Consider the following 16,637-nt stretch of genomic DNA (forward strand, 5'->3'; position numbering starts at 1 on the left):
GAGTAGTAACTAATGCAAACTCAAACAAAAATTCTACTAGATACAGCAGTTACAGCTTTTAAGGACAAACTCAATTCACCTTTGACAAAAAAAGGTATCACAGTTTTACAAATTAATCTAGGTAGGCGTTGTAATCTTGCCTGTACACACTGTCATGTCGAAGCTGGGCCAAAACGTACAGAAGAACTTTCTCCTGAAATTTGTGAACAATTGATTTCACTAATCCATAAATTTCCCGAAATTAAAATTGTGGATTTGACTGGTGGCGCACCAGAAATGAATTATGGATTTAAGCCATTAGTAGAAGCAGCAAGAACAACTGGCAAACAAGTGATTGTCCGGTCTAATTTGACAATTTATTTTGAAGATGGATTTGGTGATTTACCAGAATACTTTGCTAAACACCAAGTGAGAATTGTGGCTTCCCTACCCTGTTACCTAGCAGATAATGTTGATAGAATGCGTGGTACTGGCGTTTTTGATAGTTCAATCAAAGCTTTGCAGTGGCTTAACCAACTCGGTTATGGTAAAGACGAAAATCTAATTTTGGACTTGGTATTTAATCCCCAGTTACCCAACGGGGAAAATTTTTCCTTAGCTCCTGAACAGAGCAATCTAGAAAAAGATTACAAAATGTTCTTACAAGAACATTTTAATATTGGGTTTAACAACCTCTTCACCATTACCAATCTACCAGTTGGTAGAACTAAAATGCATTTAGAACGGAGAAAACTATATACCAATTATTTGCAGTTTTTAGAGTTGCATTTTAATCCCAGCACAGTTGAACATTTAATGTGTCGGGATGAACTTTCAATTGACTATCTGGGCAATGTATATGATTGTGACTTTAACCAAATGATGAATTTGCCTGCAAAAACTCGCAATGGTAAAACTTTGACAGTTGGTAAATTGTTAGAAGCTGGCAATTTAGACCTGATTAGTGAGGTACAAACTGCTGCTTATTGCTATGGTTGTACCGCTGGGTGTGGTTCTAGTTGTGGTGGCGCTTTGCTCTAAGAACTAAAGCATTTACTTTTCTGGCCCGACATCTCTCAGAAAGAGTCAGCATTTGTACATCGCTTTGCAGTTTGACACTGCTGGCTTGGGCTGTTGAACATGCACAAACACTTAGTAAACGTTATTTACGTCTAGATTGCGATGATTCGTGTCCGCGCCTGAGAGCAGTATATAAAGGCTTTGGTTTCTGTTATCACAGCTAGAGACAAGTTGGTGCTTATTTTGTCTCTCGCTATGAATATCAAATATCTCCACAAGTTATCTAAATTGATATGTCTTTTATCGATGAAATTAATCCTGTCAATGCTTTGATTGTGGGAGCCAGCCAAGGTATTGGTTTGGGTTTTGTGAAAAAATTGCTACAAGATCACAGAATAGCTAAAATTTATGCAACTTCTCGTCAACCGGAATCGGCCTCAGAATTAATAGCTCTTGTAGACAAATATCCTGAGCGATTAATTTATTTAGAGATGGATATTACTGACGAGTTACAGATTATTGAAGCTGTTCAAAAAATACATACTCAAGTTGATAAACTGCATTTGGTAGTCAACTGTGTAGGACTGTTACATGAAGATACTTTACAACCTGAAAAAAGCTTAAGACAGATCAATTCAGAAAATTTGCTGCGCTACTTTCAGATAAATAGTATTGGTGCTGTCTTACTGGCTAAACATTTATTGCCTCTATTTCGTCATGGAGAACGCAGCGTGTTCGCCACTATTTCTGCTAAATTGGGCAGTATTGGCGATAACCAACTTGGTGGATGGTATGGCTATCGCGCTTCTAAAGCAGCACTCAATATGTTGATGCGAACTGCGGCAATTGAGTATAAAAGAAGTTGTCCGAAAGCATTAATAGTAACATTGCATCCTGGTACAACTGATACCCGCCTTTCTCGTCCTTTCCAGGGAAATGTACCTGCGGAAAAATTATTTTCAGTGGAACGCACTGTTACCCAATTATTGGCTGTCATCGAACAGCTTCAAGAAGGCGATAGTGGACACTTTTTCTCGTGGGATGGGAGCAGATTGCCTTGGTAACTGCGTTACGCTGATGCTAATGAAACCTACGTTATTTGTAACCTCAGCCTATGAAGTTTTTTGTCCCAGTAGCCAAGGATGATATCAAAGCAGAGCAAGTGTATAGTGCTCTTGCTCAGTCTCTTCAAGCACCAATAACCGAAAAGCGTATTTGGAAGTTACAGTGGCGCGATCGCAAAATTGATATGGAATGCGAGGTAGGTAAACCTTTATCATCCTCTTACCAAACAGGGAAAGAGCTAGTTCTGGCAATCTTTGAGTGTGAAAACCTTTATAAGATTTGTACTCTTACCCGTGGGGGAGTAAAGGGAGAACCTATTTTGGTTGGAAAAAACTCTCAATCCTCAGCAATATATTTTTCGGATAATACAAACAATTGACTATACATTTGAAGGTGCGATCGCAATGCTAACGTAGTAGATAAAATCGCCCACCAGATATCTCAAGCTATGACTAACATTCAGATTTTCTTACCTGAGTCAATGAAAGTCTTTGTCGAGGAACAAGCAGCTAAGGGCGGTTATAGTTCAGCCAGTGAATATCTTCAAGAGCTAATCTTTCAAGATCAACAGCGCAAAGGTCAAGAACGAAAACACGCTCAGTTGATGGCAAAGCTTCAGACACAGGATCAACTGAACAATGAGGAGTTTGAAGTCGTTGCAGATAAGTTAGCTGACGAATTTGCGCTATGTGTTGGGTCAAATTTACCAGTGCTGTCAGATTATGCTGTAACTCGTGAGAGTATTTATGAGGATCATCCTTAGCAGTGGTATACCTCATAGACACTAACATCCTACTGCGTTTTGTAGATCGCACTCACCCACAACATCCAATGATACGAACTGCGATCCGAAAACTGCGACGCGATGGACATACACTGCAAATCACCGTGCAAAACTGCGTTGAGTTTTGGAATGTTGCTACAAGACCAGCCACAAAAAACGGATTTGGCTTAACACCAACAGATGCAGATCGCCTGCTGCGGCTGATTGAACGCCTTTTTCCATTGTTGCCTGATATGCCTGCTATTTACCCTGAGTGGCGTAAGCTTGTTGTTGCATTCAGTGTGTCAGGTGTCCAAGTGCATGATGCTCGTCTCGTTGCTAATATGAAGGCAAATAGTGTGACGCATATTTTGACATTCAATACTAAAGATTTCGTTCGTTATGCGTCTGAAGGAATTGTAGCGGTTGATCCAACAACACTGTAGTTGTTATTTTTCAATATGCGATCGCTAGGATACTATAGCCATGATAACTCCAGAAATACTCATAAAACTCATAGGTGATGGCGAAACTCTGACTGTAGAGTTTAAGAGCGATCGCAAACCACTACCTGAGAACGAATTGGTAGATGCTGTAGTATGCCTTGCTAACAAGCATGGTGGCAAACTAGTTATTGGTGTGGAGGATGATGGCTGTATAACAGGCTTAAATCAAAAGCTTGCAGAATCTTCTCCAGGTTTGTTGTCTGCTTTGATAGCAAGTAAAACAACACCATCGGTGTCGGTAGAAACGGCAATGATTGATTTGCCTGAAGGACGCGTGGCTGTAATAAACGTACCCACTGCACCGCAATTGGTATCAACAAGCAATGGTCGAACGTTGATACGTCGATTAGATACGCGTGGAAAACCTCAATGCCAACCACTTTATGCGAGTGAAATAGATACTTGGTATGCTGACCGAGGTCAGCGTGATGTGACAGCACGGCTGATAACTGGAACTACCTGGAATGACCTCGATCCACTTGAGTTTGTTCGTCTCCGGCGATTGCTAACTGAATATCGTGGCGATATATCGCTTCAAGATTTATCTGACCGGGAATTAGCACAAGCTTTGGGTTTTGTACGGGGAGATGATTTAGTACCAACACTTGCGGGTTTACTTGTTATTGGACGAGAAAGTGTCTTGAGTGAGCAGGTTCCGACCCACGAAGTAGCTTTTCAAGTGTTAAGGGGTCAAGATGTTGCAATCAATGAATTTTATCGCTGGCCCTTATTGCGCGTTTTTGAGCGCATTATGGAAGCATTTAGCTTGCGAAATGAAGAAAATGAATTAACAGTTGACCTCTTTCGTGTAGGTGTTCCAGCTTATGATCCACGTGCATTTCGAGAAGCTGTTAATAATGCACTTACCCACCGCGATTACAATCGTATAGGAGCAGTTCATATTCAGACACACGATGATGCATTAGTTATTAGAAATCCAGGAGGTTTTGTTGAAGGCATTCAATTGGATTCTTTATTAGTTAGCGGCCCTTTACCAAGAAATCCATTACTCGCTGATATCTTCAAGCGAATAGGTTTGGTAGAACGTACTGGTCGTGGTATTGGACTTATATATTCTGGTCAATTACGCACTGGACATCCACTGCCAGATTATTCCGCTACTACCAATTCAAATGTCATCGTTCGGCTACCTGGTGGAAAAGCTGATTTAGATTTTGTAAAAATTATTTTAGCTGAGGAGAGGCGACTAAAACGGCTGCTTATCTTGGATGAACTAATACTCCTCAATTATCTTAGGCAAGAAGGAGAAATAAATATCGTTGAAGCAGGGCGTCTGACTCAAAAAGGAGAGTCCAATGCTCGCCGCGTCCTTGAAGAATTGATGGAGAATGGTTTGGTAGAGCGAATCAAGACTGCACGGCAGCGAGAGTACCATCTTAGTGCCTCAGTTTATCGCCAAATGGGTCGTCCAGCAGCATACGTTCGCCGTCGTGGTTTTGAAGAACTACAGATGGAACAGATGATTGTGCAATACATAAGTAAGCATGAACGTATTACACGAACACAAATAGCTGATTTATGCCGCATCAATGGTAGTCAAGCGAGTTACTTACTGAGTAAACTTGTCCGTCGAGGACTGCTACACCAAATGGGGATTGGAGGACGTAGTGCTTACTATATCTTGAACAAAGATGCCAACGTAACTCTAGACTCAATTGAAGATGCTAAACCACATACAACCTTGACCCAAAATATAGATATACCTACAAGTGATGACTCAAAAGTAACTTCTTTAAAACCCTCTGATGCAAAACCGCAGCCTGAGCAGAAAGAGCCAATACAGCTTAAGCTTGATTTGTAAATAATACCAACTCCAACTTCACCGTATTTGCGATAAAAATATCTTGAACCTTGAAAATTTTTAGACTTTTGTTGAATTCTAATTCATCATCTTGGGTCAACAATCTTACAACAATATTCGTATCAACTGCGACTATGCAATAAATTCTCTACACCTTGGCATACATATTGCATTATTCATATCCTTAAGCTTTGGGGCTACGACGCGCTACGCCTATGCATTGCTTAACGATAGAGTAATCAAGCCTCTGTACTGAAAGCTAAAAACTGGGAAACTCTAACTCACCACTTCCCCTTCCTAACTGTGCTGTTTCAGGTGCTAGATGTCGCTCTAACCAATCTTCCAAATCAGCCATTACCTCGCGGTAATTTATGTCACTCTGAATCTCGTGATAGGCTTCTGGATACTCAATTCTCAGCTTATCTGTGCAATTTACCCGTTGGTAAAAAATGTCGCTTCCTGCTGGCAAAGCCACTCGGTCTGCGCCACCGTGGAGAATCAATAATGGTAATTGCCAATCACCTGCATGAGCATTAATCCAATCAACTGTTGCAAAGAATTCTGTGGCTAGACGGGCAGTAGCACGAGTATGTCGCAGTGTGTCTTGGGCAAATGCGGCTAAAACCTGCTGATCTCGTGAACCAGCGCTGATGTCAATACCTGTATTTAAGGTGAAACGGGGCCAAATTCGTGAGAGCATTTTTCCTAAAAGTACCCGAATCGGTGAAACCCCAACTTTCCCCAAAGTTGGCGCGAGAGCGATCGCACCCTGCAATACTGATGCTTGTTGGGCATAGCGCAGAATGTAATCTAAGACAATCACCGCACCTAAACTGTGACCCAAGATAAAAACTGGACATCCAGGATTCTGAGTCTGAATTAACTGTAAAAAGGCTCCCAAGTCTTCGCGAAATTCACTCCAAGTGTTGATATAGCCTCGTTGACCCGGTGAGCGTCCATGACCACGCAAGTCTAAGGTGTAGACAGCATATTGCTTGGGTATCAACTGCTCAATTACATTACCATAGCGATCGCTGTGCGCTCCGAGTCCATGCGAAATTGCTAAGATTGCCCGCACTTTCCCCTCTGGATGCCAGCTTTGGTAATACAGATTAATTCCTCCAACACCTTGGAATGTGCCTTCTTGATGAGAAAGTATGCGATCGCTACGGTCAATCATAGGGTTAATTTTTTACGTATTTTCACAACAAGCTGTAGGAATCCTATATATTAAATAATTTATATACTAATTTTTGAAGATAGCTGGAATTCTACTAATACAATATCTGCTGCGATATTTCCATTAACTCGATAACGCATTAATTGCTCAAAGAATATTTTCAAAAATACAGTAGGGTTTTTTATTATTTCTTGGAATAATCTCAACTTAGATACTGTTTGATTTTTTCCAAATTTAGATAAACTAAAATTATTTGTTGTTCTTGCCATAACAGAATTTGCAGATGGCATATAAAATTTTATCTCACAGCCTAGTTGATGTGCTAGTTCTTCGTAAGATTTTTTACTCCAACGTAGCAGATGATGTGGTGGGTGATTTAATATATCAAACCAATCTGATTCAACCGACATAGGTGAATAAGGAGTACTGATAAATATACTACCCATCGGTTTAAGAACAGAAAGCATTGATGCAATAAATTGCTTTGGTTGACTAATATGTTCTAAGCAATGAAAAGACAATACATAGTTAAACGTTTCACTAGAAAATTTATTATAAAAACTCTCAATTGTTTCACAGTAAACTTCAAATCCTCTTGCCTGACATTGCTCAACAGATTCTGGAGTTGTATCCAAGCCAACTACACGAGTATTTGAAAGTTTTTTGGCAATTTCAATAAAATTTCCTCCTCCACAGCCCACATCTAAGATAGAAATCGAATTTTGTCTTTCTTGCTTATTTATTTGCTCTATTACCGCAAACCATTCCCATCTAGATTTTGTATAATAACCTGTTCTAGTAGTAACCCATTGGTAAAATGACTGACTACCTGCTTCTAGAGGTAAAGCATATTCCAGTGAGCAATTTTTACATTGCTGGATCTCATAGTCTATTATTTCAATTTTTTCTGGAGGTTTTTCAGCAAAATAATCTTCTAATTCGCTCATAATATTATTTTTAGATAATGAACGAATATGGATGCCTTCATGACTACAAATAGGACATTTGTTTGAGAGATTTTCAGTCATAATAAAGATTTAATTATCTATTTTTTATGTGTTCAGTTAAAGTCTACTATGTTTTTTATACTTTAGAGCAACCTTCTGCTGTTGAACAAGACTACGATGAAATCCGGTCGGGTGTACAAGTATAAAAAAACAATAATAAACCAGCATTTACAAACTGTCATACTCGGACTGAGAGCATCCCGGTAACAGTCAGCAGAGGGAATAGTAATTCATGCGATCCTTTCTGGTACTTCAGCTACGCGAACTACAAGATTTTATCGCTCTGCGTCCAAATGCGCTGAAAATAGCTTCTAGCTATAGAGTAATTACAATGAATTGATTTATCCTCTATTGTGGTGATAGATTATTGTTCTAAAAAGTTTGTAACTTTGAAATTTGATGTTCCCTCCCAACAGTGGTTTAAAAATGCGTTTACTTGAGCATCTGCTGAATCAACCGATTCCCTAGAAGCGTTAAATTGCACTGCTGTCACAATGTACTCAAAGATAATTACAAACTGCTTTTGGGGTGAAATTCTTTCGACTACAATTGTTTCACCTATCTTAGGAATCTGAGGCAAATTTACCACAAATGTCTCAATCTTCGGTTTATCTAGTGGATTTTTGAAATTGAAGTATTTACAGTAAACAATAATTTTCACTTAGACAACCACCAATAACTTTATAGATAATCAAAATTATCCTTTAATTGAAAAATTGTAAATATTATAATAGGTTATTAAAAAATATCTATTAGCTTATATCAATTCTCCAAAATTAGCCTACAGATGTAAAGCTGTAAACCAAAATAATATTTTACGAATTACGAATTAGTATTATTTCCCCTGCCATAGCCGCCGCAACGACTGAAAAATATTTACAATTCTCTCTTCTAGCCAGAGCATAACATAATCAAGCCATTCCAGAAGTTGCTCTAAGGGGTGCTTTTCATAGCCAGTTAAGGTTGCTTTGGTTTCTATCCAGTCTGGCTGTGCCTCAACTTGACTGCTTTGGTGAAACTGCTGTTGCAATATTTCCCCTTTACGACTCTCGCTTTTTGTTTGGGAAATGCGAGTTTGGGTTTGTTTAGCAGCAGCGACTTTTCCAGATGTTTTTTGACTAGAGGCGAGATTACTAGTTGGTTGTTTTCTTCGCACCAAGCCAGAACCGATTTTAGGTTGTTTAACACTCAAATTATGTTGTGGAAAATGCCTTACTGATAAACTTGGGGCTAAAGCAGGATTTTTCCTTTGAAAAAGTGGAACTGGCTTGTCAGTAGCATTTTCGGTGTCCCCAAATAAATCACTCCACGTTAGCCAAGGATCATCTGTTAAATGCTGGTTCTGCAACTGAGGGCTTTTAGACAAGGCTTTTCTTAGGTGTGATGAGAATAGTTTACCTGGCAATCGCTCATCACTGGTTGTTGGCTCAAGTGTTTTTCTACTACCAACACCAAAGAAGTAATTAAGCGCCGCCTCAATCAAAGCCTGAAGATTCAATGTATGAGTTTCTAACCCATCAGCATTGGCTGCAATTTCTCCCCTAGCAGCTAATTGCTCTTTGCCATAAAGAAATATGTTTAACTGAGTTTGGGCAACTTGGACAATTTCCTGGCTACGTTCTTGTGCTGGGACTAAAGCATTTGATTCCAACTTAGCAACGGCTATATCTAAAAATGCTAATAATTTATCTGTATTAATATTAAGTAAATCTTTTGGTATCCCCTCAGCTAAAACTGGTATTTTGGGTGGATTTCCGTCAGTAAGTTTTGCTAATAATCGGTCAATTTGTGGTAATAGCTGCGCTTCTTTTTTAGCTGTAATCAACCGCCAATATTCCCAGTATTTAGCAACTTCGTTAATAACTCGGTCTTCTAATTTTGCCTGCTGTTGGCGTGTCAAAATATCTAGAATTTCATTATCGGCAGTAACAAGTACTAAATTCCGATTCATCAAATTTGTGGCAATTCCTCGCACTATTGGAAGATGTTGTTCAAGGGCATTTTCTAACTGTGAAGGGTTGAGACTTCCGGCTTGATTCTTTGTAATATTTGATGATTGAGTCAGATTAGCGTTATTTGTAAAATTATTCTCAGCGGATTTCAGCCGAAAAACTCCCAAAACAGTCAATAAATTGAAAGGTTTAACTGTTTTTGCAGGGGTAGAGGCGGCTTCATCAGATGACAGATAATAGACTGCTTCTAGTACATGTTGAATGGGGCTATCAACATTTGGCAGAGTTTCGGGCTGAAAATCGGTATCATTTGGTTGTAACTTTAGTCTAGTTTGTGGTTCTTTGGTGTGTAGCGTTTTCCCGGATGATTCCGATGACTGTAACAGTAGATACACTGGGTAAAGTAATACCCCCACACCCCACTTAGTGGCAACTTGTAAATGTCGGAAGGTGTGTTCCCACTGTTGTGTCACCCGCCGAGATTGCTGGTGGACAAAGTTAAATAGTCTGCTTTGATAACGACCAGAGGAACCAGAAGACATAGTAGTAATTTTTTAGTTCAAGTCTTGTTAAGTTGTGAGACTCACGCCAAATAATAAAAACGACCAACACCTCATCTTAGCGAAAATATGACCCCGACTGTCTCTCAATCCCAGACAAAATTTCTCTCACAAGCAATTGAGCAATTGCGCTCTTTTTGTCAAGTTAATCTTCAGTCTAGGTGGCTATACGAGGAATCTGACCTGATTATTACTGATGTTGTAGCTGCTGATTTGTCTCATTGGCAACCTGTCCAGTTGAATGCTAAAGAACATATTGCTTGGACAGGCGGGAAAAAAGTGCTCTGGCTAGTGCAAAAATTGGTGGTTCCCCAAAATTTACAGGGTTATCCCTTAGCTGGGTTATCTTTGCGGCTAGCGTTGCTTTGGTGGGCAGATTCTGCTGAGATTTATGTGAATGGGGAGTTAGTGCTGGAGGGTGATTTATTTGATTGTTCGCCTAGAGTGCTTCTCAGTCGAGGGGTAACGCCAGGGGAAGAATTTACTGTGGCTTTGCGGTTAGTGAGTCCGGGACATTGTGATGGTGCTTTAGTGCGATCGCTCCTAGTTTATGAGTCTATTGTTGATAATAATCCCGATCCGGGTTTTGTGGCTGATGAGTTAGCTGTGGTGCAACTTTATTTGGAAAGGTTTGCGCCGGAGAAACTGGATGTTTTGGCGGCGATGGTGGGGGAAGTTACAAACCGCAGAGGCACAGTAGAAACGGAGGAAGAGAAGGGAGAGTTAGCAAAGTCGTTTTTATCTCTACGCCAAAACCTAATTCAATCTGACATTTTAGCCCCCCTTTTGAAGGGGGAGCAAAAATCTAAAATTTTTCTGTTGGGTCATGCTCATTTAGATTTAGCATGGCTATGGCCTGTGAGTGAAACTTGGAATGCGGCGCAAAACACTTTTGAGTCGGTTTTGAAGTTGCAAGAAGATTTTCCTGAGTTAATTTTCTGTCATTCGACTCCTGCACTTTATATTTGGATTGAAGAACATCGCCCGGATTTGTTTCAGGCTATTCAAGCACAGGTAGCTGCTGGACGTTGGGAAGTTGTTGGCGGAATGTGGGTGGAACCAGAACTCAACCTCATTGCTGGTGAATCAATAGTCCGTCAGCTATTGTATGGTCAACGCTACATCCAGGAGAAATTTGGCAAGCTTTCAACTGTGGAGTGGGTTCCAGATTCTTTTGGTTTCTGTGCAACTTTACCGCAGTTTTTCGCTAATGCCGGAATCGAGTATTTTGTGACGCAGAAGTTGCGGTGGAATGATACTACTAAATTTGATTATGGGGCTTTTTGGTGGCGATCGCCTGACGGGTGTGAAGTCTTTAGTTTGATGTCTGCACTCATCGGTCAAAGCATTGACCCAGTTAAAATGGCATCCTATGCTCTTGAATGGCAAACCCAAACTGGTTTATCAGAATCTCTCTGGCTTCCCGGTGTCGGCGACCACGGCGGCGGCCCCACCCGTGATATGTTAGAAACCGCCCAACGCTGGCAAAAGTCACCTTTCTTCCCAGATTTAGAATTCACGACGGCTGAAAAGTATTTACAGGAAATCAGTAAAGCAGGCAGAAGGCAGGAGGCAGAAAGTACTAGTTATAATTCTCCCCTATCCTCCCCTGCCTCCCCTGCCTCCCCTGCCCCCCCTGCCTCCCCTGCCTCCCCTGCCTCCCCTGCTTCTCCTGCCCCCTCATTCCCTACTTGGAATGACGAACTATACTTAGAATTTCATCGCGGTTGCTACACTACCCACGCAGATCAAAAACGTTGGAATCGTCGTTGTGAAAATTTATTGTATCAAGCTGAACTATTTGCTACCTTGGCAACTGTAAGCTGTGGTGTGACATATCCTAAAGCAGAAATTGAAGCAGCTTGGAAGCAAGTATTATTTCAACAGTTTCATGATATTTTACCTGGTTCTTCAATTACCCAAGTTTATTTAGATGCGTTGCCCCAGTGGCAGCAAGTGGAACAAGTAGGAACGAAGATATTACAGTCATCACTTTTAGCGATCGCATCTCACATTACCCGATCAGAACCACCAAAACCCAATAGTTTGCCTATTTTCGTTTTTAATTCTCTCAATTGGCAGCGTTCTGAGGTAATCTCTGTAGCCTTACCCACGCCAGAGGAATGGCAGATTTACGATACTTCTGGAAAGCAGCTTGTCTCCCAATTATCTGAACCATCAACGCTACTATTTCTCGCCACCGAAATTCCACCCGTAGGCTACCGCATATTTTGGCTTTCCCCTTCATCTCCCACCTTACAGGAAGCTACATCTCCCTCATCTCCCCCACTCCTGGCAGACTGGATTTTAGAAAATGAATTCTTGCGAGTTGTTATAGATCCTGATACTGGAGATTTATCAAGTGTTTTTGATAAAACTTATCAACGAGAAGTTTTGAGTGGGGCGGGGAATCAACTACAAGCTTTTAAAGACAGTGGTCAATATTGGGATGCATGGAATATAGACCCCAATTACGCTCAACATCCGTTACCCTCAACAAATCTTCAATCTATTCAGTGGTTAGAACAAGGGCCAGTGCAAAGTCGTCTGCGTGTGGTGCGTCAGTTGGGTGAATCAGAATTTTGCCAAGACTACATTCTGCAAGCTGGTTCACCTCTGCTAAAGATAGCTACTACCGTTAATTGGCAAGAAAATCATGTATTGGTGAAAGCTGCTTTTCCTCTGAATCTGGAAGCAGACTTTGCTACCTATGAAATTCCCTGTGGCGCGATTCGCCGCCCAACTAAACCAGAAACCCCCGCAGAACAGGCAAAATGGGAAGTTCCTGCTTTACGTTGGGCTGATTTGACAGCAGAAGATACAATCCCAAATCGTTATGGTGTCAGTTTGCTGAATGATTGTAAATACGGTTACGACAGCAAGCCAAATCAACTCCGCCTAACACTGCTACGCAGTCCTAATTGGCCAGACTCAGAGGCTGACCGAGGTTTTCACGAGTTCACATATACCTTGTATCCTCATGCAGGTAGCTGGGAATCAGCCCATACGGTACGACGTGGCTATGAATTGAATATCCCATTGCAAGTGATATTGAATCCACCCAGCACTGACAAAGGGCTAAACCCTAGCTATCCGCTAACAGCACAGGATAAACGCCCCGCTACGGCTAACAGCACTATTGAAGGGGTAAGCTTCCTAGATTTATCAGCTGAAAATTTAATCTTGATGGCCTTAAAGCCATCTGAGGATGACCCACAGCAATTAATTCTGCGGTGTTATGAATGTCACGGAGAAACAGTCGAGTTATCTTTGCAAAGTGATTTAGGGTTGAATCTAGGAGATAGAGTAGATTTGTTAGAGCGTTCCTCTGCTATTGAATTCTCATCTCAGCAACAAATCTTGACGATACAGCCTTGGAAAATCGCCAGTTTCAAGATGATACCAGCGATTAGTTCCAGGCTGGAGTGAGCCACTATTGCTGTGTCACTGGTCAATTATGGTTTTCCACAGACCAGTGACAAATGACAAATGACAAATGACAAATGACTAATGACTAATGACTCTTTTAATCTTCGTGGTCATCAAAGGGATCGTTCAATTGCTTGCTAGGAGGGCCAAAGGAGGTATAAATCGACAGTCCGGTGATGGCAACCACCACGGCAGCCACGGAAATGCTAAGAACTATTGCGGGTTCCATAATTGAGGGATAGATTATGAGTGCTATTCTTATAGAATATTACAGAAGATTAAAAAAAGCTTTGGCAAGTAATCTTAGGTGAACTATGGCACAAAGGACTAGGTTGGGAGATATCCTGAAACCACTTAACTCTGAGTATGGGAAAGTGGCTCCAGGTTGGGGTACTACCCCTGTGATGGCAGTTTTTATTTTGCTATTTTTCGTGTTTCTGCTGATTATTCTGCAACTTTACAATAGATCACTATTGGTTCAGGATGTATTTGTCGATTGGCGGAGTTTAGCACGCTAACGGATAGACAGCGATCAAGTTTGGATAACAAGTTAAGTTACACCCGGTTCTTCCGGGTTTTTTTGTCAGTTGCGATTTGCGACTGGGCAAGAAAGGGCGTAATATCAAGTCCGGTTAATTACTTATGATTACCGCATCTGTGCAAAAATCAGGAAAATCTCTTTCTCCCTGCTCCCTGCTCCCTGCTCCCTGCCCCCTGCACCCCTGCCCCCTGCACCCCTGCACCCCTGCACCCCTGCGGTCTAAATGATAAGTCTTTACCCGAACATGATATAAATCCTTGCGCCCCTTCTTGAAATAATTTGGGATAATTTATTTTTTGCAAGTCCCTTGAGGAACATAGCAAAATCCCGCAGGCTAAAGAGCTTAGATTTGCTTAAGCTGAACTACTATCGCAAATTCACTGGCACTGCTAATATCAACTATAGTTTTGTATAAACACTACTTAGAATAAGTATTACAGCAGATTTAAACCAACTTGTTCAAGTACAAAATCTAAGTCTGATAGCATTGCGTTCAGCCTATTTTACTTCTCAATTCTGAGATAATCTTTATTATAAGCAGGGATATGCTGTACTGCGGGGCGGTTCCTGGATCAACAATCCTAAAAACTGCCGTTCCGCGTCCCGCAACAACAACAATAGGGCGGAGCGCGACAACATCAACAACAATATTGGTTTTCGTGTTGTCTGCGCGGTTGGGATGTCTCTTCACCGCGAGAGTCGGCAGGTGGGAATCTGTCGAGAGTGCAACCGAAGAGTCCAGCCTACACCTGTGATGTCGGTGACGATATCCGAAAATCAAACTGGGTTGAGTAGCTTGGTAGGTGCAAACCGAACAGTTGCTCAACTCTCAATATTGAGTAGACTACATAATAATATGTGAGTTTCTGTAGTAGTTCCATAGTTTACAGGAGACAAAATGAATATATTTGGTATTGGTCTGCCGGAAATGGGTGTAATTATGGTAGTGGCGCTGTTAATCTTTGGCCCAAAGAAGTTGCCAGAGATTGGTCGGAGTGTCGGTAAAACAATTCGTAGTTTCCAAGAAGCTTCTAAGGAGTTTCAAACGGAGTTTCAAAAAGAAGCAGAACAGTTAGAAGAAGCTGTAAAGACTACTGCTGAATTGGAACCTAAGCAAATCTACCCTGCTAAATCTGAGCAGGATACCGCTAGTTCTTCCCAACTTAGCTAGGGGACTGGTGCATATCAATTGACTGTAGGCAAAATGACAGAAGCTGTTACGCAACAAGCTTTGGTGATTCCCCAGCTAATTGTTGGGTTGGGGAATCCAGAAAGCAAGTACGACCAAACACGCCATAATATCGGCTTTGCTGCTGTAGAAACTCTCTCCCGTTCTTGGCGCATTCCCTTAGCAGAAAACCGCAAGTTTCAGGGTGAATATGGCGAGGGTATGGCCCCAGGTGGAGGTAAGATTCGCTTGCTGAAGCCGTTAACTTATATGAATCGCTCAGGACAAGCAATACAAGCGGTGACAAGTTGGTATAAATTGCCGCCTGAGTCGGTGCTGGTGATTTATGACGATATGGATTTGCCCTTGGGAAAAACTCGTCTGCGCTTATCTGGTTCGGCTGGGGGACATAACGGCATGAAAAGTGCGATCGCACATCTTAGTACCCAAAACTTTCCCCGTTTGCGAATTGGTATTGGTAAACCCAAAGATGCAGCTAATAACGATGATTCCGGTGCTATCTCTCATGTACTAGGAAGATTTTCTGCTGCCGAAAATCAGCAGATGTCTCTTGTACTTCAGTTCGTAGTTGAATGTCTTGAACTAAGTCTCAAACAGGGAGTAGAAAAGGCGATGAATGTTTGTAATAGCCGCACCATTAATAATTCTGAGTCTTAGGGTTGGATGAATACTGCCCTATCAGCTTGCCAAAGGCAGCTAACCGATGTTTAAAGGCGCTTATTTTGGTTGATGGTTAGCGATTTTAGCTTCTTCCATCCAACCAAGATAAAGCCCTTAACGCTCTCTATGTATAGGAAAAGTAACTCATCTCCACCCTAATTGGCGGTGCGGCAGACTTTGCTTAATTTGTGTAAGAATAATGGCGCTCGATCTGTTGCCTGTTTGCGGTCAGAACCTCAAGCAACGTCAGTACCAAACCAAATAGGTTTATTTAAAACGTCTTGTGCGTCTAGCTGCTACTGCCTTACGTTTGCGTTTCTCTATCGGTGTTTCAAAGTGCCGATGATATTTCACATCAGCTAATATCCCAGCTTTGGAAACCTGGCGTTTAAACCGACGCAAAGCTGAGTCTATTCCTTCGTTCTCTCCTAGAACCACCTGGGTCATTCTTGGCTTTTCCTCATCATCAATAGTTTCCATTCTAATATTACCGTCAACCTGAGTAAAACCCCTCTGAGCTAAAGTCATGATTAAGAGGCTATTCGTCTGGCTGAGGCGGGTTATGTGTGCTTATCGCTCGTGAAGTCGGCACTTAACTAAAAGTTAATCTAAGTAGCATAATGCACTCTCAGAGGCAATAGAGAAGATGGGAAAATTATAATAGTAAATTTTTCTGGCTGTACGATGAACTGGTGAATAATGTAATCTTAGCTACTAATGTAGATGAGAAAATATGATTATATTTGCAGATTTTAAAAGTTGATTCTACCCTCGTTAAATAATTTATATCCGACTGTTAATGAGGCGAAAGCAACAAATAAATTCCATAAGCTAAGTAGGTGGGCATAAAAAAACCAGACTATGTAAAGATAAGTAAATACAGAGAATGCATCGACATGAGGTGACTTATATATGGGCGCTCGTTTAAGAGTATTTCTAACTCGTGAGCAAGATCAAACTCTGT

Annotated in this window: 17 protein-coding genes and 1 pseudogene; 12 read left to right on the top strand and 6 right to left on the bottom strand. The window is 41.2% G+C overall.

The window, feature by feature from the left end:
• The first annotated feature begins 12 nt into the window (after positions 1–12).
• From arsS to HWQ44_RS28770, 6 genes are all read left to right on the top strand, one after another.
• Positions 13–1,020, top strand: coding sequence for an arsenosugar biosynthesis radical SAM (seleno)protein ArsS (gene arsS, locus HWQ44_RS28745; RefSeq protein ID WP_292725359.1), 1,008 nt, complete (start codon positions 13–15; stop codon positions 1,018–1,020).
• A gap of 272 nt (positions 1,021–1,292) precedes the next feature.
• Complete coding sequence (locus HWQ44_RS28750; RefSeq protein ID WP_292725360.1) at positions 1,293–2,063, top strand: SDR family NAD(P)-dependent oxidoreductase; 771 nt, start codon at positions 1,293–1,295, stop codon at positions 2,061–2,063.
• A gap of 50 nt (positions 2,064–2,113) precedes the next feature.
• Complete coding sequence (locus HWQ44_RS28755; protein ID WP_292725361.1) at positions 2,114–2,443, top strand: hypothetical protein; 330 nt, start codon at positions 2,114–2,116, stop codon at positions 2,441–2,443.
• Positions 2,444–2,512: 69 nt separating this feature from the next.
• Entirely contained in the window at positions 2,513–2,827 is a 315-nt protein-coding gene (locus HWQ44_RS28760) for a hypothetical protein (RefSeq protein ID WP_292725362.1), read from the top strand.
• A gap of 2 nt (positions 2,828–2,829) precedes the next feature.
• Positions 2,830–3,273, top strand: a complete 444-nt coding sequence (locus HWQ44_RS28765; protein ID WP_292725363.1) for a type II toxin-antitoxin system VapC family toxin — start codon at positions 2,830–2,832, stop codon at positions 3,271–3,273.
• A gap of 40 nt (positions 3,274–3,313) precedes the next feature.
• The gene (locus HWQ44_RS28770) at positions 3,314–5,155 is read left to right on the top strand and encodes an RNA-binding domain-containing protein (RefSeq protein ID WP_292725364.1); all 1,842 of its coding nucleotides are present in this window, start codon (positions 3,314–3,316) and stop codon (positions 5,153–5,155) included.
• Positions 5,156–5,414: 259 nt separating this feature from the next.
• Here HWQ44_RS28770 and HWQ44_RS28775 read toward each other — a convergent pair whose 3' ends face one another.
• From HWQ44_RS28775 to HWQ44_RS28790, 4 genes are all read right to left on the bottom strand, one after another.
• A complete protein-coding gene (locus HWQ44_RS28775) occupies positions 5,415–6,335 on the bottom strand; it encodes an alpha/beta hydrolase (protein ID WP_292725365.1) in 921 nt (306 codons plus the stop codon).
• Positions 6,336–6,394: 59 nt separating this feature from the next.
• Positions 6,395–7,363: a bifunctional 2-polyprenyl-6-hydroxyphenol methylase/3-demethylubiquinol 3-O-methyltransferase UbiG gene (locus HWQ44_RS28780; protein ID WP_292725366.1), complete on the bottom strand. Its 969-nt coding sequence runs from the start codon at positions 7,361–7,363 to the stop codon at positions 6,395–6,397.
• 343 nt (positions 7,364–7,706) lie between these two features.
• Positions 7,707–8,003, bottom strand: a complete 297-nt coding sequence (locus HWQ44_RS28785) for a hypothetical protein (RefSeq protein ID WP_292725367.1) — start codon at positions 8,001–8,003, stop codon at positions 7,707–7,709.
• A 174-nt stretch (positions 8,004–8,177) separates the two neighbouring features.
• Positions 8,178–9,836, bottom strand: a complete 1,659-nt coding sequence (locus HWQ44_RS28790; RefSeq protein WP_292725368.1) for a hypothetical protein — start codon at positions 9,834–9,836, stop codon at positions 8,178–8,180.
• Between the two features lie 87 nt (positions 9,837–9,923).
• Here HWQ44_RS28790 and HWQ44_RS28795 point away from each other — a divergent pair, with 87 nt between their 5' ends.
• Positions 9,924–13,283, top strand: a complete 3,360-nt coding sequence (locus HWQ44_RS28795; RefSeq protein ID WP_292725369.1) for an alpha-mannosidase — start codon at positions 9,924–9,926, stop codon at positions 13,281–13,283.
• A 97-nt stretch (positions 13,284–13,380) separates the two neighbouring features.
• Here the strand turns inward: HWQ44_RS28795 and psbN are convergent, their stop codons facing one another.
• Entirely contained in the window at positions 13,381–13,512 is a 132-nt protein-coding gene (gene psbN, locus HWQ44_RS28800; protein ID WP_094341799.1) for a photosystem II reaction center protein PsbN, read from the bottom strand.
• A gap of 85 nt (positions 13,513–13,597) precedes the next feature.
• Here psbN and psbH point away from each other — a divergent pair, with 85 nt between their 5' ends.
• The 5 genes and pseudogenes from psbH to pth all read left to right on the top strand — a co-directional run bounded on the left by psbH (position 13,598) and on the right by pth (position 15,670).
• Positions 13,598–13,801: a photosystem II reaction center protein PsbH gene (gene psbH / locus HWQ44_RS28805; RefSeq protein ID WP_292725370.1), complete on the top strand. Its 204-nt coding sequence runs from the start codon at positions 13,598–13,600 to the stop codon at positions 13,799–13,801.
• Positions 13,802–14,371: 570 nt separating this feature from the next.
• Positions 14,372–14,479: pseudogene (locus tag HWQ44_RS28810) on the top strand (formylglycine-generating enzyme family protein); the annotation flags it as partial.
• 24 nt (positions 14,480–14,503) lie between these two features.
• Positions 14,504–14,686 (top strand): hypothetical protein, encoded by a 183-nt coding sequence (locus HWQ44_RS28815; protein ID WP_292725371.1) that lies wholly within the window; start codon positions 14,504–14,506, stop codon positions 14,684–14,686.
• 36 nt (positions 14,687–14,722) lie between these two features.
• Entirely contained in the window at positions 14,723–14,995 is a 273-nt protein-coding gene (locus HWQ44_RS28820) for a TatA/E family twin arginine-targeting protein translocase (protein ID WP_292725372.1), read from the top strand.
• A gap of 33 nt (positions 14,996–15,028) precedes the next feature.
• Positions 15,029–15,670, top strand: a complete 642-nt coding sequence (pth, locus tag HWQ44_RS28825; protein WP_292725373.1) for an aminoacyl-tRNA hydrolase — start codon at positions 15,029–15,031, stop codon at positions 15,668–15,670.
• 270 nt (positions 15,671–15,940) lie between these two features.
• Here the strand turns inward: pth and rpsU are convergent, their stop codons facing one another.
• Positions 15,941–16,120 carry a 30S ribosomal protein S21 gene (gene rpsU / locus HWQ44_RS28830; protein WP_069073049.1) on the bottom strand — a complete coding sequence of 60 codons (180 nt, stop codon included), beginning with the start codon at positions 16,118–16,120 and terminating at the stop codon, positions 15,941–15,943.
• Positions 16,121–16,637 lie beyond the last annotated feature (517 nt).

Source organism: Nostoc sp. JL34 (assembly GCF_017114945.1).
Classification (GTDB): domain Bacteria; phylum Cyanobacteriota; class Cyanobacteriia; order Cyanobacteriales; family Nostocaceae; genus Nostoc.